Source organism: Haemophilus haemolyticus, from assembly GCF_003490595.1.
GTDB classification, from domain to species: Bacteria; Pseudomonadota; Gammaproteobacteria; order Enterobacterales; family Pasteurellaceae; genus Haemophilus; species Haemophilus haemolyticus_L.
This window is the reverse complement of the sequence record NZ_QQGY01000001.1, coordinates 222,206-244,839: the sequence shown is the minus strand read 5'-3', so window position 1 is coordinate 244,839 and position 22,634 is coordinate 222,206. Positions and strand designations below refer to the sequence as shown.

Here is a 22,634-nt window from a genome sequence, read left to right as displayed (position 1 = left end):
AAAACTATTTCTTCAACAACACATTAAACCGATAGCGTCGATCGAACATACACAACAATCCACCTAACGCCATAAACAAGCCGCCAATCCAAATCCAGCGAATAAACGGCTTGTAATATAAGCGTAAAGCCCAAGAATTATCATCAATCTTTTCACCGAGAGCCACATAAAGATCACGAGTTAAACCACCAGCAATAGCGGCTTCCGTCATAGACATACGACTTACTGTGTAAAAACGTTTTTCCGCGAATAAACTTGCCTCTGGTTGCCCATCTTTCGAAATATCAATTTGTGCTTTTCCACCAATATAATTTGGGCCATTAACATCCGTTACTCCAGCGAATTTAAAATCGTAACGGCCAATTTGCGCGCTCTCGCCGACTTTCATTCGAACATCCCGTTCTACGCTAAAGTTTTGGCTAAACGCGATCCCCCAAACTGTCATTGCTACGCCTAAGTGAGCTAACATCATTCCCCAATGAGAACGAGATAGTTTGCGTACGCCAACAAAGAATGATTCACGATGCGCCGCACGTTGTTGCAATTCATAAAGCGCAAGTAATGCGATAATCACGGTCATCATTGAGCCAAGCACCGAACTCACGGTAATTTTATCTTGCAAGAAGTAAGGTAACGCAAAACCTGCAATCATCATAACAAATACGCTGATAACAACAGGTGTACGAATTGCAGAAAATTGGTCTCTACGCCATTTCACCAAAGGTCCAATACCAAGCAATAATGCAAATGGTGTCATAATAATTAAGAACATTTGATCAAAGAATGGCGCACCAATGGAAATAGAGCCTAAACCAAGTTGTTTGTGAACAAGTGGTAACAACGTTCCTAAGAATACAACGCAAAGTGCGGTCATTAATAAGATATTATTTAATAACAACATGCTTTCACGTGAATAACGTTCTGCATTATCACGAGAGCGAATTTGACTGCCTTTATACGCATAGAGCGCAAGCGAACCGCCAATCACCACAACGAGGTAAGCCAAAATATACAAACCACGAGTTGGATCCGATGCAAATGCGTGAACTGAAACTAAGATTCCAGAACGAACTAAGAACGTGCCGAGCAGACAAAGTGAAAAGGCTAAAATCGCAAGTAATACCGTCCAAGCTTTGAAAGAACCGCGTTTTTCTGTGACAGAAAGAGAGTGAATCAATGCTGTACCAGCAAGCCAAGGCATAAACGATGAGTTTTCTACTGGATCCCAGAACCACCAGCCGCCCCAGCCAAGCTCATAATAAGCCCACCAAGAACCGAGTACGATACCTAAAGTTAAAAATACCCAGGCAGCAAGCGTCCAAGGACGTGACCAACGCGCCCAAGCTGAATCTAATTTTCCCGTCATTAAGGATGCTATCGCAAACGCAAATGCCACCGAAAAACCAACATAGCCCATATAAAGTAATGGAGGGTGAAAAATCAAGCCCACATCTTGCAACATTGGATTGAGCTCTTTTCCGTCCACTGGGAAATCAGGGAAAGTACGCGTAAAAGGATTTGAGGTGAACAAGACGAACAACACAAAACCGACGCTAATAATCCCCATAATACCAAGCACGCGAGCAACCGCTTCTTGAGGTAAATGTTTACTCAATAAAGCAACGGCAGATGACCAAACGGCCAGTAGCCAAATCCACAGCAATAAAGAACCTTCATGAGAACCCCATACGGCAGACAAACGATAATAAATAGGTAAAGCCGTATTAGAGTTATTCACCACATACTGCACACTAAAATCATTTACTGCGAATAAATAAAATAACGCAGCAAAAGCGATGCTTAAACTTGCAAATAAACCATAAGTCATTGGGCGAGCTAATGCCATTAATTGTGCATTGCCCTTTTCTGCCCCCCACAAAGGGAAAATCGCCAACATAAGCGATACGGCTAAACTTAAAGCCAGCGCATAATTTCCTAATTCAGCAATCATTTTGCGCCTTCTTTTTCTTGACGATCACGTGTGCTTTCGCCTTTTAAATCTGCATCACCAATCCCCATTGGTTTATGCACTTTTTGCATTTTTTCACCTAATTCTGGTGGCACATAATTTTCATCATGTTTAGCCAATACTTCTGTTGCGGTTAAAACGGTTGGCTGAGTTAATACCCCTTGAGCCACAATACCCTGTCCTTCACGGAAAAGATCTGGCAAAATGCCTTCATATTCAACAGTGATCGCAGGGCCAATATCATTTAAATCAAACCGCACTTTTAAGCTTTTTGGATCACGCACTACCGTGCCTTCAACCACCATACCGCCAACGCGAATACGCTGCCCCACTTCAGGTTTTTGATTCGGGTTATTATCCTTACCTTGAATCACTTCAGATGGCGTATAAAACAAGTCGATATTTTGACGTAATGCATACAGCATCAATCCACTTGCAATAGCAATGCCGAGCACAATAAAAATGACTAATTTAAATCTGGATTTACGTCTTGGATTCATAGTGTGTTCCCCTTATTGGCTTGTTGTAAACGTTCTTCGCGTTGTTGCTCACGCAATACATTTTGTAACACTGTCTTGCGTTGTTTTACACTTTGAACAATTAAGGCAATCACTGCCACTAAACTTACTGCATAGGATAACCATACGTAAAAACCGTAGCCACCCATATTAAAAAAATCACTCCAAGTTTGGAAAAACATAAAATATTCCTTATAAAAAATCGCTAAAAACTAACCGCACTTTATTTCAGTGTTTGAGCTAATGCTTTAACCCAAGGACGTTTCGCATCTTCTTTCAATAATTCCACGCGATAACGAACTAAGGTAAGCCAAATATACAAGGTTAAAAAACCGAAGATACACAAAATTAATGGAACCAACATTGGAATTGCAATGGATGGTTTTTCCAGTTTAGTGATACTCGCACCTTGATGTAACGTGTTCCACCATTCAACAGAAAAATGAATAATCGGTAAAATCACGACCGTTGTAATACATAAAATCCCAGCCGCTTTTGCCCCTACGTTACGATCTGAAAAAGCAGAATAAAGCGCTAAGATACCAAGATAAAGAAAGAATAAAATCAATTCTGCAGTTAAGCGAGCATCCCACACCCACCAGGTGCCCCACATTGGTTTACCCCAAATGGCGCCAGTCACAAGCGATAAAAAAGTAAACAATGCACCAATTGGCGCCATTGCAATCATTGCGAGATGAGCTTGCTTAATTTGCCACACAAGGGCAACCACTGCCGCAATCGCCATTGAACCGTACACACCCATTGACCAAATCGCTGTCGGTACATGCACGTACATAATTCGGAAACTATTACCTTGTTGATAATCTGCTGGGGCGAATGCTAAGCCCCATACAATGCCAACTCCGAGTAAAATAAGCGTTAAAAATGCAAATAACGGACTCAATTTACCGCAGATACGATATTGAGTTTCGGGTTTTGCATAAGGATGTAGCCACTTCCACATAAAAAAGATCCTTAAAAATTAAAGAGAAAAACCACCGCACTTTTATACGGTGGAATAAAATTAATTATCTAAACTAATTCGCAATGCCGCTGCGATGGCAAAAGGCGAAAGCGTTACAGCACCAACCATCATGGCACCTAAAATCGCCAGTTGTCCCCCATAAGGCACATTTAATCCTGCAGCCTCTAATACTGATGACGCAAAAATTAAAACAGGAATAAACAACGGAACAACAAGCAAACTCAACAACACGCCCCCTTTTCGCAATCCCACCGTTAAAGCCACGCCAATAGCACCAATACAACTCAATACAGGAGTGCCCAGTAACAATGTCAAAACCAGTGCCCACCAAATATTGACCTCAAGAGAAAGCAACAAAGCGGCAATAGGTGATAGCAAAATAAGTGGTAAACCGGTGAGCAACCAATGTGCAACAACTTTAGCCAGCGCCGTCATCGGCAAAGGCTGGGCGGTTAACATTAATTGTTCAAGAGAACCATCAATAAAATCATCACGAAACAAACGTTCAAAAGAAAGCAATGCTGAAAGTAATGCGGCTACCCATGCGATACCCGGTGCGATACGGGAAAGTAATTTAGGATCCGGCCCAATAACAAGCGGAAACAAAGTAATCACAAGCAAAAAGAACCATAGCGGATTTAAAATTTCCGCATTTTTGCGCATCGCAATTTGAAGTTCTCGTTTAATTATCTCTAAAAAAATCATTAAGTTATTCCGCTTTATAAGCCACTAAATTCAATTTTTGCAGATGAGAACTTGGCACTTCTTGGTGGCTGGTCAACAACACTATACCGCCTCGTTGAGCATGCTCATCAAAAAGTGCGGTTAAAATTTCCACGCCTTTTTTATCAATCGCAGTAAAGGGCTCATCTAAAATCCATAAGGGCGCTTGAGACAGCCATAAGCGACCTAATGCAATACGTTTTTGTTGCCCTGCAGAAAGTTGTGCGGCGGGCAAATCTTCACGACCTAACAACCCTACCTTCTCAAGCAAATCCCACAAAATCTCAGTATTTTGTTCCGCTTGACTAATTCGTTGATAAAACTGCAAATTTTCCCACGCGGTTAATTCTGGTTTAACGCCAGAAAGATGACCTAAATAAAGCAAATTTTGATGATACTGTTCACGTTGTTTAGAAATTGCTTCAGAATCCCACCGCACTTCGCCTTCTAAAGGTTGGGCTAAACCCGCAAGAATACGCAATAAACTGGTTTTACCTATACCATTATGCCCTTCAATTTGCACAAAATCACCGCTATTAAAATCGCAAGTCAAAGCACGAAAAAGTACGCGCTCACCACGTTGGCAGGATAAATTTTGCAGAGATAACTTGTGTGGTTCAAACATAATTGCAAAGGGAAAATAAAAAGTGGCGGTATTCTATCACAAGAGAAATATTTGACGAGATTTTAGCCCCTAAAACAAATAACTCTTTAGTAGTAGATTGATAGGTTTGTTGATTTAAAACAAGGTTTAATAAATTCGTCTATTAATGCAAAAGGAAAAACATTTAATGATCTAAATCAAAATTTTTGCTACTATTTGCCCACTTTTGGTTATAGACCAAAACCCCCAACGAAATTTGTTTTTACATAGAAGGAATAAATTATGGCTTACACTCTACCTGAATTAGGCTACGCCTATGATGCATTAGAACCACATTTCGATGCGCAAACAATGGAAATCCACCACAGCAAACACCACCAAGCTTATGTAAATAATGCAAATGCTGCATTAGAAGGTTTACCGGCTGAATTAGTGGAAATGTGCCCAGGTCAATTAGTTTCTAACCTTGACAAAATTCCTGCAGAAAAACGTGGCATATTACGCAATAACGCAGGCGGTCATGCAAACCACAGCTTATTCTGGAAAGGTTTGAAAAAAGGCACCACCTTACAGGGTGCATTAAAAGATGCTATCGAACGTGATTTCGGTTCTGTAGATGCATTTAAAGCAGAATTTGAAAAAGCAGCTGCAACTCGTTTCGGTTCAGGTTGGGCATGGTTAGTATTAACTACTGAAGGTAAATTAGCCGTGGTATCAACAGCAAACCAAGATAACCCATTAATGGGTAAAGAAGTAGCAGGTTGTGAAGGTTTCCCACTTTTAGGTTTAGACGTTTGGGAACACGCTTACTACTTAAAATTCCAAAACCGCCGTCCAGACTACATTAAAGAATTCTGGAACGTGGTAAACTGGGATTTCGTCGCAGAACGTTTTGAACAAAAAACAGCACACTGCAACTGCGCAAAATAATCAATATTGAAGAAGCCTAGCAAACGCTAGGCTTTTCTTCTTTCCCTGTACTCAATATAGAAAAGTGCGGTGAAAACGACTAGCCGCAAAAGTTAGAATGTTATCAACAGGATAATCAAACCTAATTTTCTGTAGCTAATTTTTCCATTCGATCATTTGTTCAATCAATAAAATTAATTTTCTTCTTTCCATATCATCTAATTGATTTAATAATCGATCAAGTTGATAAATTTGATCCGATGGTTGCAAACTACTATCTGTGATCAAATCGGACACACGGCATTGAAACAGTGTTGCAAATTCACATAAACGCTCTACATTTAATCCAATCTTACCGCGCTCCATTCTAGAAATAGCATCATTGCTTAATCCCAAAATTTCTGCCACTTTTGCCTGTGATAAACCTGAGGCTTTCCGATATTTTGCAATAGAAGCTCCCACTTGTTTATTTATCTCAACTTTATCTTTCACGCCATTTTCTTTATTCCATTTTTTGAATGGAACGAGTATAGACATTCACCACCCAATAAAAAGAGAATTAAAATCTTGCAATAAAGAGTTAAATTCTTACAATAAGCGAGATTTTATACAAAATATTTTTCTCGCCCGAATCAACCGTGCAAATACTTTACATAAAATACGCACATATATTGAAATCAAGAGAATAACTATGTCGAACAAACACGAAAAACTAGCGGAACGTTTAGCTTCTATTTTGGTGGAATTGAATACCACAGGGCAAATTGATATTAATGAACTAGCAGAACGCTTTTCTATCGGCATTCGCACCTTACAAAAAGATCTAAATGAACGTCTTGTTTTCTTAAATTGGGAACAAAATGGACCGCGCTTTTATCGTTTAAACCGCGCCCAACTCGGTGTGTTCACTAAGGAAGATATTGAACGATTTGCCCATTTCGCTAGTGTGCAAGATCTTTTCCCTAAAATAGATCGTGAATTTTTTCAACATAGTTTAAATGAAAGTATTGCTGTTAAGGGATTACATTACGAAGCAATTCAGCATCGCCAACAAGAATTTAAACTACTTCAAAATGCTATTGAAAAACATTGCGTGGTGCAATTTACCTATCAAAAACTAGGCACTCAAAATGCCTCAAATCGTGAAATTGAGCCCTATGTATTGTTAAATAAAAATGGGGTTTGGTATCTCATTGGCCTTGAAAATGGAAAACAAAAAACCTTTTGTTTCACTCAAATCTATTTTTTAAAAATAACAGATAAAACATTCAAACCTGATGAACAATTTCTCTCAGAAATTCAAAAAAGTGACAGCATTTCACACGGCAATCAAATTAGTGAAGTTGTAATCAAAGTAGATGCTTCCGTTGCCCATTATTTCACTCGACGTAATTTGCTACCGAACCAAGAAACTATCCGAAAATTAGAAAATGGCGAGCTTCTGCTCTCTTGCAAAAATATTCACGAGTTAGAAATTATTCCATTGGTGCAATATTGGATTCCATTTTTAACTATCGTCAGCCCGAATGATTTGCAAGAAAGGATGAATGAGAAATTAAAATTATACCTATCTAAAATTAATTAATGATTTTATTAACACTAACCTATATAGGAGAAAATTATGGCTTTACCATTTATTATTGCGGGAGCTGCTATTGCAGCAGGGGCATTTGGCGTTAAAAAAGGCGTAGATGCGAAGAATGATTTAGATGATGCAGAGCGTTATCAGCGTTGGGCTAAGCAAGAGGCTGAAGAGGCTAATGATAAGCTAGAAAATCAAAAATCAGATACCCAATCTAGCTTAGAAAACTATGGGAAAACTAAAAAATTAGGAATTGAACATATCAATTTGTTTGATTCTTTAATTTGTTATCCTGGTGGTGAACGCAAAGGTTCTCAATTAGCTATTGGTCGAAATACAGCTGAAAAATTAGGACGTATTGTGATTACTAAGGAAGAAGAAATCCAAATTCTTAAAAAACTTCATCTTATAGATCAAAATATGAGCGTTAAAGATGCTGAAAAGAAAATTAAAGCTGAACGTGTTGACATGGAGAAAATGACAAATGCTTTAACGTCTGCTGTAACAGGTTCTTTAGCTGGTTTAGCCGCGAGTGGTGGTGCATATTTAGGAGTGGGAGCATTAGCAACAGCATCTACAGGTACTGCAATTAGTGGCTTATCTGGTGCGGCTGCAACTAATGCTACATTAGCGTGGCTTGGTGGTGGTTCTTTAGCTTCTGGAGGCTTGGGTATGGCTGGCGGAATGGCAGTAATGGGAGGTTTAGTCGCTGGCCCTTTACTTGCGATTGGTGGTTCAATCTTTGCTTCTAAAGCCGCAGAGAAAAAAGAAGAAGCCTATGAAAACTGGAAGAAAGTAGAAGCAGCTGCGGAAAAATTAAAAGTTGTCGTAAGTAAATTAAATGCGATTGCTAAATATACCAGAGAATGTAATTCTACTTTCAAAAAAGTAGATGAAATCTGGGCAGATAAATTATTAGTTGCATTACAGCATATTGCTTCCCATGATGTTCGCTTCAAAGATTTATCTAATGATGATAGAGAAATTGTTTATGCTAACTATGAATGTCGCTATGTGCTAAATGGTTTCGTTTATGAACCAACGATGAACGACTCTGGTGATGATGTATTACCAACATCAAAACGCAAGGCTCTTAGTCAAGCTAGAAATATGCAATATATAGCAGTATCTTAGTATATTTATTAGGCACAATAGATATACCTATTGTGCCTATTGGAGTAAAAATGACTAATTTATCACAATTTAACAAAATTCCATTAGCTAATTTACTTAAAGATGAAAATAAAGATTTAAGTCGATTAGAAGATATTATCAAAAAAGAACAATACTCTTCATTTAATGAGATATTGTTAGCTCACAACGTTACCTTAGATAAAATTTCCCAAAGAGAGAAAGAGCTTAATCAGCGTTTAGCTCAAATTGAAGCAGATCTAAAAATTAATAACGAGTGTGATAAATGGGATTATATCTTTGCAACATCGGCGGGCGTGATTGCTGGGCTTATTGATTCTTTTTGTGTAGGCTCACCAACTGATTCTAAATGGCTGAAAATGTCGGATAATGCGACTAATTCATTAGTAGAAAGATTTGCAAAATTAAATGGTTGGAATGGTCCAAAAGGTAACTCTGATCCGACTAAAAGTGCGATTGGATTTTTGGAAAGAAATTTCAAAGTTAATTATGATCATCAGCATGGAAGTTTAGTAAATGATTTTATGTCGATGTCAGCAAGTAACCATCATTTAAAATCATTAGCCCATTCGCCTAGTCCATTAGGATTGATTTTCTCTTTATTAGATCAATTCAGAGGAACGGCAACTTTTATTGATAATGGTCAGTTAATTACCGTTACTGCAGAAAGTCAGTTACAAGGTTCAAACTTTGTAAGTAAATTGTTCTGTGGATTTACCAACTGGATTGGGCATTTAATGTCTGATATTGCTGGCTCTTCGGGAGCAAGTGGGCGTGGCAGTGGTATTCCTATTCCATTTTATGAATTATTACAAACATTAAATGTAGGTAGCTTTGATTATAATGGTGAGAAAAAGCACTTTGCAGATATTGCCGTTAAGGTATTTGAAAGAGGTTATGACTTACGGTTTGGTGCAGTACAAAGTATTCCTGTCTTATTAGTTGAGTTATTTATCCGTATTTTCTGTATTCTTCGCCATCGTTATCAATATAATCGAGAATGGAAAGATTGTTTACAATTCTTAAATTTCGATAAAAATGCCCGTTTACGTAAAATGCTATTAGTGGGACAAGGAACATTATGTTTGGTTGATGCCGGTGATGCTTTTATTCGTAGTGGATTTGCAGCAAATTGGGTTGAGTTTTTTAGTCGAATGAATTTTGTGGCATGGATGCGTTTTTCTTATTTAGGGCTAATACATTTATGTTCTATTTTGCGAAATGATATAGAAATTCAACGTTATAAACTACGAGCAAAAGAATTTGATTTGTATGTTAATGATGTCAGAAATATAGTTGATACATTCTTAATTGAGCATAATAGAAAAATGACTAAGTTCTTTCTTGAACGAAGAAAAGAATTAGACTCGTTGATGAACTCAATAGAAATGGCATCTAAAAGCAATGATTACCTTAAAGTTGCAGAATCAGTTAGAAAAATTGGAGAGATGTATAACATTAAAGGCAGTGGGTTATCTTTTGAAGAGTTTGCAGCATTAGATGGTGATGATGACGACTATTACTAAATCCTTTCCTTGTACCGCTTGTGGGAAATGTTGTCAAAACGTAGGTAAAAGTGAAGAAACTGCTTTTTTAGATCGTGGCGATGGTACTTGTCGCCATTTTGATGAATGTACTAAATTATGTTTAATCTATGAAAATAGACCACTTGTTTGTCAGGTTGAGCAGTATTATCAAACCTATTTAAAAGAAATTTATGAATGGGATGAATTTGTTAAACTTAATTTAGAAATTTGTCAGAAATTATAAAACACTATAAAACCGACCTAATAGGTCGTTTTCTTCTGAAATTTACAATAATACAAATCTATACCATAATGGCTCAATATTGATTATATTCGAGCCTATTATGTTACTTGCAGAACAATTAGAAAATTTAAACGATTACTACAAAGAAAATCGTGATACCTTTAACGATAACTTTCGCCTAAAAATGCATCGCACATTAAGCTGGTTAAAAAAAGCCAATGAAGAGGATAACTTAGACTTCAAATTTATCGCACTTTGGATTGCCTTCAATGCAGCTTATGCTGATGAGTTAAGTAAAGAAGAAATTGAACGTAAGGTATTTCATCAATTTATTATTCGCCTTTGTGAATTGGATTCTGAACATCTACTTTATGGAATTATTTGGGATGAATTTCCTGGTACAGTGAAAGCGCTACTAGATACGCCTTATACATTCCAACCATTTTGGGATGCTCATAATGGTCTATTAGCAGGGAAAGAATGGAAAGCAATGTTTTCTGCAGCGAAGAAAAAAGCCCATTTTGCTTTTGAAGAACAGAAAACAGCAGAAGTATTGAAAGTGGTATTTGGGCATTTATACACATTGAGAAATCAGCTTATACATGGCGGAGCTACTTATGAAAGTAGTACCAACCGCAAACAGCTAGAGGAAGCCTGTGCATTACTATCATTATTCGTACCTGCAATGGTAAAAATTATGTTGCGTAATGATTCTGAGCCAAGTTGGGGAAAACCTTTTTATCCTGTTGTAAAATAAATTTATTTCTTAATGTAATTTGCGAATCAACCTTGCAATCTAGTTCTCTATAATTCTCACCAATCTGATGTCATTCAGATTGAACTCCTTTGGTCTAGGTAAAAGTGCGGTGAAAATTCACCGCACTTTATTCTTTTTTATTTATCCCTCAACCCCTTCAAACAGAGCAGTGCTTAAATAGCGCTCTGAAGCTGAAGGCAAAATAACAACAATGAGTTTATCAGCAAATTCTGGTAATTTAGCTAGGCGATCTGCAGCCGCGACAGCTGCACCAGATGAAATACCTGCAAGAATACCTTCTTCCGCCATTAAGCGACGAGCTGTGGCAAGTGCAGTATCACTATCAACAGTTTCTACGCGATCAATAATAGATAAATCTAAATTTTTTGGAATAAAACCTGCACCGATTCCTTGAATTTTGTGTGGGCCTGGTTTTGCTTCTTCGCCCGCTAAAGTTTGAGTAATGACAGGAGACTCCACTGGTTCAACGGCAACAGAAGTGATTTGTTTACCAAAATCTAATTTAATCGCGCGAGAAATACCCGTAATCGTTCCGCCTGTTCCTACACCTGCAACCACAACATCGACTTTACCATCCGTATCTTTCCAAATTTCAGGGCCTGTTGTTTCTCGATGAATTTGTGGGTTAGCTGGATTTTCAAATTGTTTGAGCATGACATAGCGGTTTGGATCAGAAGCAACAATTTCTTCTGCTTTCGCAATCGCGCCTTTCATTCCTTTTGCGCCTTCGGTAAGCACTAAATTAACACCCAATCCGCGCAATAAACGTTTTCTTTCTAGACTCATTATTTCTGGCATAGTGAGCGTGATTTTATAACCTCTAGCGGCTGCGACATAGGCCAAAGCAATACCGGTATTACCACTCGTTGCATCTACAATTTCTTTCCCTTTTGTGAGCGTGCCATCTTTTTCTGCTTGCCACACCATATTCGCCCCAATGCGGCATTTTACGCTGTAGCTTGGGTTACGACCTTCAATTTTCACGACCACATTGCCGTTATGACCAAAATGTTTTAAACGCACAAGTGGCGTATTTCCGATAGAATAAGAATTGTCTGCATAAATTGTCATAATATTTCCCTTTCGTTGGACTTCGTTAATGTTGGTTTATTTATAGCACCGCACTTTTGATTAAAAAAATAGTTATTTGATCTATTTTATAACCGCAAGCTATTTAACAATCCCTGTATTTTGTGAACGAACTTCAAGCCCCGTTTGAGATGAAGAATGGTTATTCATATTAAAACGTAAGCCATTACGATAATTTTCCACCCACATTACGGTCGCACCACATACTGCAACAGGCATAATTAATAAATTAATCACAGGCACAAATGTGCAACAAGTTACTAATCCACCAAAAGTTAAACTTTGAGTTCGTTGATTGCCAAGCACATTTTTCATGATATCAAAAGAGACTTTATGATTATCAAAAGGATAATCACAATATTGAATTGCCATCATCCAACAAGTGAACAAGAAAGTAAGTACAGGCACGATGGTTTGCCCAACCAAAGGAATAAAACTTAGTAAAAACAAGGCGATAATTTTAGGCAGGCTGTAACGTAATTTTTGCCACTCTCGAGCAAGCATACGAGGCACATCTTTCATTACATCCACAAGACTATCATCATTAATATTTTCACCTGTCAGCATTTTTTCTACTTTTTCCGCTAGCAAGCCATTAAAAGGTGCGGCAATAAAGCCAGAAAGTGTGGTGAAGGTAAAATAAAATAGCAATAAAATCGTTAAAATCGAAAGTGTCAGTAAAATTACACTGAGAAAACTAAGCCAGTCTGGAATAAAATTCATTACCCAATCAATCGCACTCGTGATTTGGCTAATAAAAAGCCAAAATAAACCACAAAGCAAAACGGTATTGAGCAAAATTGGAATAATAACAAACCGACGCAAACCTTTTTGTGTGATGTAATGCCAGCCCATTACAAAATAATGGAAGCCAGATTTTAATTCATTGGGATTCAACATTTTTCTTTCCTTTCAATAAAAATACGCCTAAAACAGACCGCTCTTTTCCCTTAAAATTCCACGCATTGAAGTATTTTTTCACCTACTGAAATATGGTAGGATTAGCGCCATTAATAGTATTCTCGCAGGACTAGCACGCGTAAGGAATAAAGATGGATTTAAATACAATTTTGATTATTGTGGGCATTTTGGCACTTGTTGCCTTAATCGTGCACGGATTATGGTCAAATCGTCGTGAGAAATCAAAATATTTTGATAAAGCCAATAAATTTGACCGCACTTCTCATGTGCAAAGATCCCATACGCAAGAAGATACGCAACCAACAAATGCTAATTTGTCTCGTGCAACTACAGTGCAAGCAAATGCACCAATTCGTCATCAAGTCATGCCTAATGCTGCAGTGGCTCAAGAACCTGTTGATTATAGACAAAGTGAAAAAAGTGTCGATGACATTAAGATTTCAATTCCAAATGTTCAACCTGTTTATGATATGGGAAATCATCGTTCTGAGCCGTTAAAGCCGACTCAACCACAATATGATATGCCTACATCAAATAGCGTTGCGAATATGACATTGGAACAAATTGAAGAACAAAGCCAAAATGCTAGTTTCGATGGAATTAATTCGTCATCACCAGAATTAAGAGCGCAACTTGCAGAATTAGCTCACGAAGAACGTCAAGTGGACTACAACGTATCTTTTAATGAACCAAAATCAGAAAAGACAGCTAAACCTAAACAAACAAGTGGTTATATTCAACTTTATCTTATTCCAAAATCTAGTGACCAATTCAATGGTGCGAAATTAGTACAAGCACTTGAAAACTTAGGCTTTATCTTGGGTGAGGATGAAATGTATCACCGCCACTTAGATTTAAGTGTGGCAAGTCCAGTTCTCTTTAGCGTGGCAAATTTAGAGCAACCAGGAACATTCGATGCTTATAACTTAGTGGATTTTAGCACGATGGGAATTGTATTCTTTATGCAACTGCCATCACCAGGTAATAATCTCGCTAATTTACGAATGATGATCCGCGCAGCACATACATTAGCCGAAGATTTACAAGGCATCGTGCTTACTGAAGAACAAGAAATCTTTGATGAAAATGCAGAGCAAACATATCTTGCTCGCGTGTAAATTCATATCTTAAATTTACCGCACTTTTATCTTTATTGAGACAGGCTTTATGCCTGTCTATTTTCACTCTAAACAAGCAAAAAGTGCGGTTATTTTTTCCCGAGAATTTTATGACAAATATTCAAACTCAAATAGATAATCTACGCAAAACCTTACGCCAATATGAATACGAATATCACGTTCTAGATAATCCCACAGTGCCTGATAGCGAATATGATCGTCTATTTCATCAGCTAAAAGCATTAGAACTAGAACATCCTGAATTTCTTACTTCAGATTCACCAACTCAACGAGTTGGGGCAAAACCACTTTCTGGGTTTAGCCAAATTCGCCATGAAATTCCCATGCTCTCTTTGGATAATGCTTTTTCCGATGAAGAATTCAATGCCTTTGTAAAACGCATTGAAGATCGTTTAATCGTATTACCTAAAGCACTTACCTTCTGTTGTGAACCTAAACTTGATGGTTTGGCAGTGAGTATTTTGTATGTAAATGGCATTCTCACCCAAGCTGCCACTCGTGGTGATGGCACCACAGGCGAAGATATTACAGCCAATATCCGTACTATTCGTAATATTCCATTACAACTTCTAACGGACAATCCTCCAGCACGTTTAGAAGTGCGAGGCGAAGTTTTTATGCCACACGCGGGATTTGAGCGTTTAAATGAATATGCACTAGAACATGGTGAAAAAACTTTTGCTAACCCTCGTAATGCGGCAGCAGGATCTTTGCGTCAACTTGATCCTAATATTACAAGTAAACGCCCATTAGTATTAAATGCTTATGGTATTGGGATCGCTGAAGGCGTTGAACTGCCAAGTACTCATTATGCTCGTTTGCAATGGCTAAAATCTATCGGTATTCCTGTGAATCCAGAAATTCGTTTATGTAATGGCACAAATGAAGTTTTAGATTTTTACCGAGATATTCAGAATAAACGAAGCTCGCTGGGTTATGACATTGATGGGACAGTATTAAAAATCAATGATATAGCCTTACAAAATGAGTTAGGATTTATTTCTAAAGCACCTCGTTGGGCAATTGCTTATAAGTTCCCAGCTCAAGAAGAATTAACGGTGCTGAATGATGTTGAATTCCAAGTTGGCCGAACGGGTGCAATCACACCAGTCGCTAAATTAGAACCAGTGTTTGTTGCAGGTGTTACAGTAAGTAATGCCACCTTACACAATGGTGATGAAATTGAACGCTTAAATATTGCTATTGGCGATACTGTTGTCATTCGCCGAGCAGGCGATGTAATTCCACAAATTATCGGCGTATTACATGAACGTCGCCCTGATAATGCAAAACCAATTATTTTCCCAACAAATTGCCCTGTGTGTGACTCTCAAATTATTCGTATTGAAGGCGAAGCGGTGGCTCGCTGTACGGGAGGATTATTCTGTGCCGCACAACGTAAAGAGGCATTAAAACATTTCGTCTCTCGTAAAGCCATGGATATTGATGGTGTAGGCGGAAAATTAATAGAGCAATTAGTAGATCGCGAACTGGTTCATACACCAGCGGACTTATTTAAACTTGATTTAACTACGCTCACACGTTTAGAAAGAATGGGTGCAAAATCTGCAGAAAATGCGCTCAATAGTCTTGATAAAGCCAAAAGCACGACTCTTGCTCGCTTTATTTTTGCTTTAGGCATACGTGAAGTGGGTGAAACCACTGCATTAAATCTTGCCAATCACTTCAAAACCTTAGATGCGCTTAAAGCCGCTGATCTTGAAGAACTTCAACAAGTGCCTGATGTAGGTGAAGTTGTAGCAAACAGAATTTTTGTATTCTGGCGTGAAGCGCATAATGTTGCCGTCGTTGATGATTTAATCGCACAAGGCGTACATTGGGAAACCGTGGAAGTAAAAGAAGCAAGTGAAAACTTATTCAAAGATAAAACCGTCGTCCTCACCGGCACTCTCACACAAATGGGTCGCAACGAAGCAAAAACATTACTACAACAGCTAGGCGCAAAAGTAAGTGGCTCAGTTTCCAGCAAAACGGACTTTGTCATCGCAGGTGACGCAGCTGGCTCTAAACTCGCAAAAGCACAAGAACTAAATATTACAGTATTAACAGAAGAAGAATTTTTAGAGCAGCTTAATATTTTAAATTAGTTGAATAAAAATCATATAAACAAGAGCGGCCAAAAATTATCGTATTTTTGACCGCTCTTTTATATCTGAAATACGCTACTAATGTCTGCCTCCAAAAGGTGGTTTTGCAAACCAAATCACAATAAACAATCCTAAGAATCCCATAGCTGATAGCCAAAATATTTCATTTGCGCCAATAATAAATCCTTGCGATGTTATTTGTTGAGCGAGATAAGCTGAAGTTTGGGTATCACTTAAACCAAATTGATTCATTTGATGGTAAAAACTTTGGGAAATTGGGTTATAAGGATTAATGTGTTCTGTTAATTGAGTATGATGAACAGCTTCACGGTTATACCACATAAATGTGGTTAAAGATGTTCCTACAGAACCCGCTAAAGTTCTCAAGAAGTTAAATAAGCTAGACGCAGAAGCCATTCTATGCGCAGGCAAACCAGATAACGTTATTGTGGTAAGTGGCATAAAGAAACAGGCTACCGCTAAACCTTGTACTAATTGTGGTAAAGCCACATCAGCAAAAGCCATTGATGGCTCGAAAGTCACCGCTCGCCAATAAAATGTTATTGCATATACAATAAAGCTTATCGTCACTAAAATTCGCATATCGATCTTATAACCGAAACGCCCAATAATCGGTGAAAGCAAAATTGGGAATAATCCAACTGGGGAAGCAGCAAGCCCTGCCCACGTCGCGGTGTAATGGAAGACTTGTTGTAGCAAGAGCGGAATTAATACCACAGAACCTAAATAAATCAAAAAGGCTAAACTAGTACATAAACACCCTACGCTAAAATTACGTGAGCGAAAAAGCGAAATATCCACTACAGGATTGTCATCCGTCAATTCCCAAATAACCAAGGCAATCAGACAAACGACAGCGATAACGGCTAATATAATGATTTCATTAGAATTAAACCAATCTTGCTCACGGCCCTGATCAAGCATTAATTGCAAACATCCCACGCCTAAGACAAGTAAAACTAAACCGACTTTATCAATAGGTTGATGAACAATTTCACTTTCTCGGCTACCCAAAATCTTCCAGCTGATTAGCACAACTAATAAACCAATCGGAACATTGATAAAGAAAATCCATCCCCAGTGGATATTATCACTAATCCATCCGCCTAAAATTGGGCCAAAAATAGGCGCAACCACAATAGTCATTGACCAAAACGCCAATGCCATTCCGCGTTTTTCTGGTGGATAATTATTCAATAATAAACTTTGCGAAAGAGGGATCACTGGGCCTGCGACAGCACCTTGAATGACTCGAAAAATAATTAATGCTTCAAGACTATCTGCAATCCCACAAAGCCAAGAAGAAACAACAAATAAAAAAGTTGAGACTAAAAATAACCGCACTTCACCAAAACGTTTTGCTAACCAACCTGTTATTGGAATAGAAATCGCATTTGCCACACCAAAAGAAGTAATTACCCACGTACCTTGACTAAAAGAGGCGCCAAGATCGCCCGCTATAGTAGGAATCGCCACATTTGCAATCGTAGAATCTAATACCTGCATAAAGGTGGCGAGAGATAAAGCCAGCGTCAATAAAATCAGGGCGCCACCTTGAATAGGAGGGAATTTTTTTGCGGAATTTTCCATAACGTCGCCTTAATGGCTGTTTTGCTGAATGATAGATTCAATTAAATCTTCTACCGCACTTTCATCATATTTAAGTGTATCAGTAGAAAATAACGTTTTCGGTTCTGTTTTTTCTCGCAACATTGGACCAGATGAATCGGAAATTCTTACTTTTGCCGTTGCAGAAAGACCAATTCTCAATGGCGTTTCGGCAAATTGTTGTGGATCTAATTTAATTCGCACAGGTACACGTTGCACCACTTTAATCCAGTTACCAGTAGCATTTTGTGAAGGTAAGAGAGAAAACGCATTACCAGTCCCCATTTCAATACCATTTATCACGCCATCAAATTCTTTATTTTTACCGTATAAATCAAAATGAATTTTCACTGGCTGGCCAATGCGCATATTCGTTAATTGGGTTTCTTTGAAGTTAGCTTCTAACCACATTTCCTCATTAGATACCACCGCCATTAATGCGCCTCCCACTGAAACGGCTTGCCCAACTTGAGCATTACGACGCGCCACATAGCCATCAATTGGGCTTCTAATTTTTGTACGTTGTAAATTCAACCAAGCCTGTTTGAGCGAACTCATTGCATTCTGTATTTGCGGTTGTTGACGTAATGGAACGTTACTCAATAAAGCCTGATTAGCAGCTAATTGGTTTCTAGAGGAATTTAAATTTGCTTTGGAAAGCTCAACGGCTTCTTTTGCATGTTGGAAAGATTCTTTATCAATCGCGCCCATTTTTTCAAGTTGAACTCGGCGCGCCAAATTGCCTTGTGCTTGAGCTAAAGAAATTTCATTGGCGTGCACAGCTGATTGCAATTGCTGCACAGTAAAACCGAGTTGTTCTACCTGACGTACAGCATTGGCGAGATTGCTTTTTGCCTGTTCGAAACTAAGTTTTGCATTCGTATCATCCAATTCAACTAGAATGTCACCTGCATGGACTTTATCCATATTGTCAGCATTAATCTTCGCTACATTACCCGCAACTTGTGATGACACCATTACTTGATTTCCGCCCACATAAGCATCTTCTGTTTCTTCAAAATCCTTCAAGAAGAAAAACCAATACAAAGCACAAGCAATACCAATAATAAGCAGGACAAGAATAAAAATGCTTAAGCCTTTTTTACGGTTAGTTTTATTTGATACAGATTTAGTTGATTGGGTTTCAGTTGCAGTTTGCGTCATAATGCCTTCCCTGATTTGGGATAATGTTTAAAAATGGGATATTTAAAACTATCAAAAATAAAATGAAAGGTCATTATGAAACTTTAAAAAGGGGAACTCAAGGGAAAATCATCATCTCTTTATTTTCTAGATTAATGAATGTTCTAAAGATATGGTCTCATTAATTTGATTTATTTTCGTGTAAGAATCAAAGATCGACAATCATAGCGATTTTGTTCATCCGCCTCACGATATTCATCAAATTCAATTTTCCACTCATCCCAATTCAATTGAGGGAAAAAAGTATCACCATCTAGTTCTGCCTGAATTTGAGTAAAATATAACTTATCTGCTTGTGGCAAATATTGTTTGAATAACTCTCCCCCACCAATCAACATAATTTCATCAAAATCTCTGACAAAATCGACCGCTCTTTCAAGGCTATCTTTCCATACCACACCTTCGTGTTCAAAAGGCTGACGAGAAAGTACGATATTCGTCCGTTTAGGTAGCGGACGACCAATACTTTCAAACGTTTTACGCCCCATGATGACCGGTTTGCCAGTAGTGTTCTGACGAAACCATGCTAAATCTGCGGGCAAGTGCCAAGGCATTTGGTTATCTTTACCAATCACGCTATTTAATGTCGTCGCCACAATTAAACTAAATGTCATAAATCCCCCCTAAAATTTGACGTTACTATACCTGATATTAGGTGATTTTTCAATGTCATAAATCCCCCCTAAAATTTGACGTTACTATACCTGATATTAGGTGATTTTTCATTGATTTAGTGATAACGTTAATGCCGATTTTAAGAACTTTGGAAACGACTATGAACAAAAAAACAATCGTAGTGAAATTTGGTACAAGTACCCTAACACAGGGTTCACCAAAACTGAATTCACCGCACATGATGGAAATCGTTCGTCAAATTGCAAAACTGCATAATGATGGATTTCGTATAGTGATCGTTACTTCTGGCGCTATTGCAGCGGGTCGCCATTATCTGAATCATCCTCAATTACCCCCCACAATTGCCTCAAAGCAACTACTTGCAGCGGTTGGTCAAAGCCAATTAATTCAGGCTTGGGAAAAATTATTTGCTATTTATGATATTCATATCGGACAACTTTTATTAACTCGTGCCGATATTGAAGATCGCGAACGTTTTTTAAATGCGCGAGATACTTTACACGCACTTTTAGATAACCACATTATTCCTGTGATTAATGAAAATGATGCGGTGGCGACCGCAGAAATTAAAGTTGGCGATAATGACAATTTATCTGCATTAGTCGCAATTCTTGTTCAAGCAGAACAACTTTATTTATTGACTGATCAACAAGGTTTATTTGATAGTGATCCGCGTAAAAATCCTGAAGCAAAATTAATTCCAGTTGTAGAACAAATCACTGATCATATTCGCTCAATCGCAGGTGGAAGTGGCACTAATCTTGGCACTGGAGGAATGATGACTAAAATCATTGCAGCCGATGTTGCCACTCGCTCTGGAATTGAAACAATTATTGCCCCAGGTAATCGCCCAAATGTGATCGCAGATCTTGCTTATGAACAAAATATTGGTACAAAATTTATTGCACACCAATCTGATCGGTTAGAAAGTCGCAAACAATGGCTTTTCGCCGCGCCATCTGCAGGCATCATCACTGTTGATGAAGGGGCTAAAAACGCTATTCTTGAACAAAATAAATCCTTATTACCCGCTGGCATTATTAACGTAGAAGGGCTTTTTTCGCGTGGTGAAGTAGTCAAAATACGCACTCAATCGGGTAAAGACATTGCGCTAGGTATGCCACGCTATAACAGCGATGCCCTACAATTAATTAAGGGCCGAAAATCAGCAGACATTGAGAATGTTTTAGGCTATGAATACGGTGCAGTCGCAATGCATCGTGATGATATGATTATTTTGTAATAACCCTTAATGAAAAAATCCCAACTAATTGCACCGCACTTTTAGTAGGGATTTTTTTATTTCAATGATAGAGATCTAATGTATCAAGATAACTCAACAATGTTAGATTAGCATCACATGCCAATCACAACACAATCTGCCACACTTTTGGCTTTACTTTGCGCTTGCACTGCGGCATCTCGACTAGCAAATCCACCAACACGAACACGGTTCCATTCACCATTCACTTGTACTTGTGCATTTAAACCAGTCATTGCTAAACGACCTTGCATATTTTCAGCTTGTGCTCGATTTTTGAAAGCACCACATTGCAAACCAAATTTTTTACCACCATTCGGATTATCTGCTGTTTTAGGTTGCTCAACTTTTTTAGCAGTATCAATTTTAGGCTGTTCTTGTTTTTGTGTAGATTCAGGTTTCACTGTTTCTATTTTTAACACTTCAGGCTTTTTCTCCTGCTCTACTTTTTGTGTCACTTGAGCTTTAGCTGCTTCTTCCGATCGTTGTTGCTCCGCTAATTTACGCGCCTCTTCTGCTGCTTGTTGTTCTTTTTCCATTTGCACGAGGACTTGGCGTTGTTCTTCTGTTAAGCGCATATTTTGCTCTACGCTCGCAGGTTTATTATCAACAGGAACAGTTCGCGTTTCTAACGCTTTGATATAACTCCAAACTTCCTCTGGCCGATTAGGTAAGACACTTTTAGGTTGCGTTTTTTCTTGTTGTGTCGCAGCCTGTTGCACTACAGCTTCGCTATTTTTATTTTTCAACAAATAAAGTCCTGTGCCAAAAGCCAACACAATGACTAAAGCGAGGATGATCAGAATATTCTTATTCTTTTTTGTTTTTTTCTTATTATTTGAACCGCGACGTGCGGCAAAATCTCGATGAGCCACAATAAATTCCTAAATTTGAAGTGATATTTTAATAATTCAACAAAACTCATTAAGTTTACTGAAAAATAGGCTTTAAATAAAGACTAACATCAATAGATTATTGTGTATAAACACAAAATAAAAATACCGCACTTATTAGCTAAGTGCGGTATTTTTTCACAATATTTTGAGAAAATTATTTCTCGTCTTTGAATCCTGACTCAACGCCACTCATATCAGGTAATTGGTGTGCAATACCTTTGTGACAGTCAATACAAGTTTTACCTTCAGTCTTCATTTTTTCATGCATACGTGCTGCCACAGAACGTTGATCGTTGAAGTTCATACGATCTACTTTATGACAGTTACGGCATTCTTTAGAATCGTTAGCTTTCATACGAGCCCATTCGTTTTCAGCCATTTCTAAACGATGTGCATTGAATTTTTCTAAGGTATCCACTTTCCCAGTATAGTGAGCAAATACTTCTTTCGCTGCAACAATTTTACGTTTCATTTTTGCGCCAAATTCATGTGGCACATGGCAATCTGGACAACTTGCGCCTACACCTGTACGAGTTTGATAATGCACGCTATGCAAATATTCTGGATAAGCATCTTGAGTATGACAACTCGCACAGAACTGCTCAGTGTTAGTTTTCTCTAGACCATAGTTAAAACCAACCCAAGAAAGAATACCGCCAATAGCTGATAAGATAATAATTGTACCTATCGCCATACGGCTTGGTTTTCTAAACCATTGCCAGAAACGCTTTAAGATATTTGGTTTTTTCTCAGACATATAGA

23 protein-coding genes are annotated in these 22,634 nt (G+C 38.1%); 9 read left to right on the top strand and 14 right to left on the bottom strand.

Annotated features, from left to right (window positions below; genetic code table 11):
- Positions 1–4: 4 nt before the first annotated feature.
- Genes DV415_RS01295 through ccmA form a run of 6 tightly spaced genes read right to left on the bottom strand, consistent with a single transcriptional unit; the run spans position 5 to position 4,820 of the window.
- Positions 5–1,951, bottom strand: a complete 1,947-nt coding sequence (locus DV415_RS01295; RefSeq protein ID WP_118790537.1) for a heme lyase CcmF/NrfE family subunit — start codon at positions 1,949–1,951, stop codon at positions 5–7.
- Positions 1,948–2,469 carry a cytochrome c maturation protein CcmE gene (gene ccmE, locus DV415_RS01290; RefSeq protein WP_118790536.1) on the bottom strand — a complete coding sequence of 174 codons (522 nt, stop codon included), beginning with the start codon at positions 2,467–2,469 and terminating at the stop codon, positions 1,948–1,950. Before ccmE ends, DV415_RS01295 begins: the two co-directional genes overlap by 4 nt.
- Positions 2,466–2,669, bottom strand: a complete 204-nt coding sequence (ccmD, locus tag DV415_RS01285) for a heme exporter protein CcmD (RefSeq protein WP_005634314.1) — start codon at positions 2,667–2,669, stop codon at positions 2,466–2,468. The genes ccmE and ccmD overlap by 4 nt, the downstream gene beginning before the upstream one ends.
- 41 nt (positions 2,670–2,710) lie before the next feature.
- Positions 2,711–3,451: a heme ABC transporter permease gene (locus tag DV415_RS01280; protein WP_005634316.1), complete on the bottom strand. Its 741-nt coding sequence runs from the start codon at positions 3,449–3,451 to the stop codon at positions 2,711–2,713.
- A 60-nt stretch (positions 3,452–3,511) separates the two neighbouring features.
- Positions 3,512–4,177, bottom strand: coding sequence for a heme exporter protein CcmB (gene ccmB, locus DV415_RS01275; protein WP_005637214.1), 666 nt, complete (start codon positions 4,175–4,177; stop codon positions 3,512–3,514).
- 4 nt (positions 4,178–4,181) lie between these two features.
- Entirely contained in the window at positions 4,182–4,820 is a 639-nt protein-coding gene (ccmA, locus tag DV415_RS01270; protein ID WP_118781788.1) for a cytochrome c biogenesis heme-transporting ATPase CcmA, read from the bottom strand.
- A gap of 261 nt (positions 4,821–5,081) precedes the next feature.
- Here ccmA and sodA point away from each other — a divergent pair, with 261 nt between their 5' ends.
- Positions 5,082–5,729, top strand: a complete 648-nt coding sequence (sodA, locus tag DV415_RS01265) for a superoxide dismutase [Mn] (RefSeq protein WP_118781787.1) — start codon at positions 5,082–5,084, stop codon at positions 5,727–5,729.
- Positions 5,730–5,864: 135 nt separating this feature from the next.
- Here sodA and DV415_RS01260 read toward each other — a convergent pair whose 3' ends face one another.
- On the bottom strand, positions 5,865–6,245 hold the full coding sequence (locus DV415_RS01260) for a helix-turn-helix domain-containing protein (RefSeq protein WP_118790535.1): 381 nt from the start codon (positions 6,243–6,245) through the stop codon (positions 5,865–5,867).
- Positions 6,246–6,399: 154 nt separating this feature from the next.
- On the opposite strand from DV415_RS01260, the gene DV415_RS01255 reads away from it, so the two are divergent.
- From DV415_RS01255 to DV415_RS01235, 5 genes are all read left to right on the top strand, one after another.
- Positions 6,400–7,293 carry a helix-turn-helix transcriptional regulator gene (locus tag DV415_RS01255; protein WP_118790534.1) on the top strand — a complete coding sequence of 298 codons (894 nt, stop codon included), beginning with the start codon at positions 6,400–6,402 and terminating at the stop codon, positions 7,291–7,293.
- 36 nt (positions 7,294–7,329) lie between these two features.
- On the top strand, positions 7,330–8,424 hold the full coding sequence (locus tag DV415_RS01250; protein WP_118790533.1) for a hypothetical protein: 1,095 nt from the start codon (positions 7,330–7,332) through the stop codon (positions 8,422–8,424).
- Between the two features lie 50 nt (positions 8,425–8,474).
- The gene (locus DV415_RS01245; protein ID WP_118790532.1) at positions 8,475–9,968 is read left to right on the top strand and encodes a hypothetical protein; all 1,494 of its coding nucleotides are present in this window, start codon (positions 8,475–8,477) and stop codon (positions 9,966–9,968) included.
- Positions 9,949–10,212, top strand: a complete 264-nt coding sequence (locus DV415_RS01240) for a YkgJ family cysteine cluster protein (protein ID WP_230598267.1) — start codon at positions 9,949–9,951, stop codon at positions 10,210–10,212. Before DV415_RS01245 ends, DV415_RS01240 begins: the two co-directional genes overlap by 20 nt.
- Before the next feature lie 100 nt (positions 10,213–10,312).
- The gene (locus tag DV415_RS01235) at positions 10,313–10,969 is read left to right on the top strand and encodes a HEPN domain-containing protein (protein WP_118790531.1); all 657 of its coding nucleotides are present in this window, start codon (positions 10,313–10,315) and stop codon (positions 10,967–10,969) included.
- 141 nt (positions 10,970–11,110) lie between these two features.
- Here DV415_RS01235 and cysK read toward each other — a convergent pair whose 3' ends face one another.
- Positions 11,111–12,061, bottom strand: coding sequence for a cysteine synthase A (gene cysK / locus DV415_RS01230; RefSeq protein ID WP_118790530.1), 951 nt, complete (start codon positions 12,059–12,061; stop codon positions 11,111–11,113).
- A 99-nt stretch (positions 12,062–12,160) separates the two neighbouring features.
- The gene (gene cysZ, locus DV415_RS01225; RefSeq protein WP_118790529.1) at positions 12,161–12,979 is read right to left on the bottom strand and encodes a sulfate transporter CysZ; all 819 of its coding nucleotides are present in this window, start codon (positions 12,977–12,979) and stop codon (positions 12,161–12,163) included.
- Positions 12,980–13,131: 152 nt separating this feature from the next.
- Between cysZ and zipA the strand changes: the two genes are divergently transcribed.
- Both zipA and ligA read left to right on the top strand, forming a co-directional pair.
- Positions 13,132–14,118 carry a cell division protein ZipA gene (gene zipA, locus DV415_RS01220; RefSeq protein WP_065249929.1) on the top strand — a complete coding sequence of 329 codons (987 nt, stop codon included), beginning with the start codon at positions 13,132–13,134 and terminating at the stop codon, positions 14,116–14,118.
- A gap of 110 nt (positions 14,119–14,228) precedes the next feature.
- Entirely contained in the window at positions 14,229–16,247 is a 2,019-nt protein-coding gene (ligA, locus tag DV415_RS01215) for an NAD-dependent DNA ligase LigA (protein WP_118790528.1), read from the top strand.
- A gap of 78 nt (positions 16,248–16,325) precedes the next feature.
- Here ligA and DV415_RS01210 read toward each other — a convergent pair whose 3' ends face one another.
- The 3 genes from DV415_RS01210 to folA all read right to left on the bottom strand — a co-directional run bounded on the left by DV415_RS01210 (position 16,326) and on the right by folA (position 19,693).
- The gene (locus tag DV415_RS01210) at positions 16,326–17,858 is read right to left on the bottom strand and encodes a DHA2 family efflux MFS transporter permease subunit (RefSeq protein ID WP_118790527.1); all 1,533 of its coding nucleotides are present in this window, start codon (positions 17,856–17,858) and stop codon (positions 16,326–16,328) included.
- Positions 17,859–17,867: 9 nt separating this feature from the next.
- Positions 17,868–19,040, bottom strand: coding sequence for an EmrA/EmrK family multidrug efflux transporter periplasmic adaptor subunit (locus tag DV415_RS01205; protein ID WP_061659656.1), 1,173 nt, complete (start codon positions 19,038–19,040; stop codon positions 17,868–17,870).
- 170 nt (positions 19,041–19,210) lie between these two features.
- Complete coding sequence (gene folA, locus DV415_RS01200) at positions 19,211–19,693, bottom strand: type 3 dihydrofolate reductase (protein ID WP_061659655.1); 483 nt, start codon at positions 19,691–19,693, stop codon at positions 19,211–19,213.
- Positions 19,694–19,854: 161 nt separating this feature from the next.
- Here folA and proB point away from each other — a divergent pair, with 161 nt between their 5' ends.
- A complete protein-coding gene (gene proB, locus DV415_RS01195) occupies positions 19,855–20,958 on the top strand; it encodes a glutamate 5-kinase (RefSeq protein WP_118794385.1) in 1,104 nt (367 codons plus the stop codon).
- Positions 20,959–21,071: 113 nt separating this feature from the next.
- On the opposite strand, the gene ftsN is transcribed toward proB, so the two are convergent.
- Both ftsN and DV415_RS01185 read right to left on the bottom strand, forming a co-directional pair.
- Positions 21,072–21,851, bottom strand: a complete 780-nt coding sequence (ftsN, locus tag DV415_RS01190; RefSeq protein ID WP_118781776.1) for a cell division protein FtsN — start codon at positions 21,849–21,851, stop codon at positions 21,072–21,074.
- Positions 21,852–22,026: 175 nt separating this feature from the next.
- Entirely contained in the window at positions 22,027–22,629 is a 603-nt protein-coding gene (locus DV415_RS01185; protein ID WP_005632140.1) for a cytochrome c3 family protein, read from the bottom strand.
- Positions 22,630–22,634 lie beyond the last annotated feature (5 nt).

What these genes read in the sequence shown, in the direction of transcription:
- DV415_RS01295 (WP_118790537.1), bottom strand. Translation starts at nt 1,951, where the DNA reads ATGATTGCTGAATTAGGAAATTATGCGCTGGCTTTAAGTTTAGCCGTA.
- ccmE (WP_118790536.1), bottom strand. Translation starts at nt 2,469, where the DNA reads ATGAATCCAAGACGTAAATCCAGATTTAAATTAGTCATTTTTATTGTG.
- ccmD (WP_005634314.1), bottom strand. Translation starts at nt 2,669, where the DNA reads ATGTTTTTCCAAACTTGGAGTGATTTTTTTAATATGGGTGGCTACGGT.
- DV415_RS01280 (WP_005634316.1), bottom strand. Translation starts at nt 3,451, where the DNA reads ATGTGGAAGTGGCTACATCCTTATGCAAAACCCGAAACTCAATATCGT.
- ccmB (WP_005637214.1), bottom strand. Translation starts at nt 4,177, where the DNA reads ATGATTTTTTTAGAGATAATTAAACGAGAACTTCAAATTGCGATGCGC.
- ccmA (WP_118781788.1), bottom strand. Translation starts at nt 4,820, where the DNA reads ATGTTTGAACCACACAAGTTATCTCTGCAAAATTTATCCTGCCAACGT.
- sodA (WP_118781787.1), top strand. Translation starts at nt 5,082, where the DNA reads ATGGCTTACACTCTACCTGAATTAGGCTACGCCTATGATGCATTAGAA.
- DV415_RS01260 (WP_118790535.1), bottom strand. Translation starts at nt 6,245, where the DNA reads ATGTCTATACTCGTTCCATTCAAAAAATGGAATAAAGAAAATGGCGTG.
- DV415_RS01255 (WP_118790534.1), top strand. Translation starts at nt 6,400, where the DNA reads ATGTCGAACAAACACGAAAAACTAGCGGAACGTTTAGCTTCTATTTTG.
- DV415_RS01250 (WP_118790533.1), top strand. Translation starts at nt 7,330, where the DNA reads ATGGCTTTACCATTTATTATTGCGGGAGCTGCTATTGCAGCAGGGGCA.
- DV415_RS01245 (WP_118790532.1), top strand. Translation starts at nt 8,475, where the DNA reads ATGACTAATTTATCACAATTTAACAAAATTCCATTAGCTAATTTACTT.
- DV415_RS01240 (WP_230598267.1), top strand. Translation starts at nt 9,949, where the DNA reads ATGATGACGACTATTACTAAATCCTTTCCTTGTACCGCTTGTGGGAAA.
- DV415_RS01235 (WP_118790531.1), top strand. Translation starts at nt 10,313, where the DNA reads ATGTTACTTGCAGAACAATTAGAAAATTTAAACGATTACTACAAAGAA.
- cysK (WP_118790530.1), bottom strand. Translation starts at nt 12,061, where the DNA reads ATGACAATTTATGCAGACAATTCTTATTCTATCGGAAATACGCCACTT.
- cysZ (WP_118790529.1), bottom strand. Translation starts at nt 12,979, where the DNA reads ATGTTGAATCCCAATGAATTAAAATCTGGCTTCCATTATTTTGTAATG.
- zipA (WP_065249929.1), top strand. Translation starts at nt 13,132, where the DNA reads ATGGATTTAAATACAATTTTGATTATTGTGGGCATTTTGGCACTTGTT.
- ligA (WP_118790528.1), top strand. Translation starts at nt 14,229, where the DNA reads ATGACAAATATTCAAACTCAAATAGATAATCTACGCAAAACCTTACGC.
- DV415_RS01210 (WP_118790527.1), bottom strand. Translation starts at nt 17,858, where the DNA reads ATGGAAAATTCCGCAAAAAAATTCCCTCCTATTCAAGGTGGCGCCCTG.
- DV415_RS01205 (WP_061659656.1), bottom strand. Translation starts at nt 19,040, where the DNA reads ATGACGCAAACTGCAACTGAAACCCAATCAACTAAATCTGTATCAAAT.
- folA (WP_061659655.1), bottom strand. Translation starts at nt 19,693, where the DNA reads ATGACATTTAGTTTAATTGTGGCGACGACATTAAATAGCGTGATTGGT.
- proB (WP_118794385.1), top strand. Translation starts at nt 19,855, where the DNA reads ATGAACAAAAAAACAATCGTAGTGAAATTTGGTACAAGTACCCTAACA.
- DV415_RS01185 (WP_005632140.1), bottom strand. Translation starts at nt 22,629, where the DNA reads ATGTCTGAGAAAAAACCAAATATCTTAAAGCGTTTCTGGCAATGGTTT.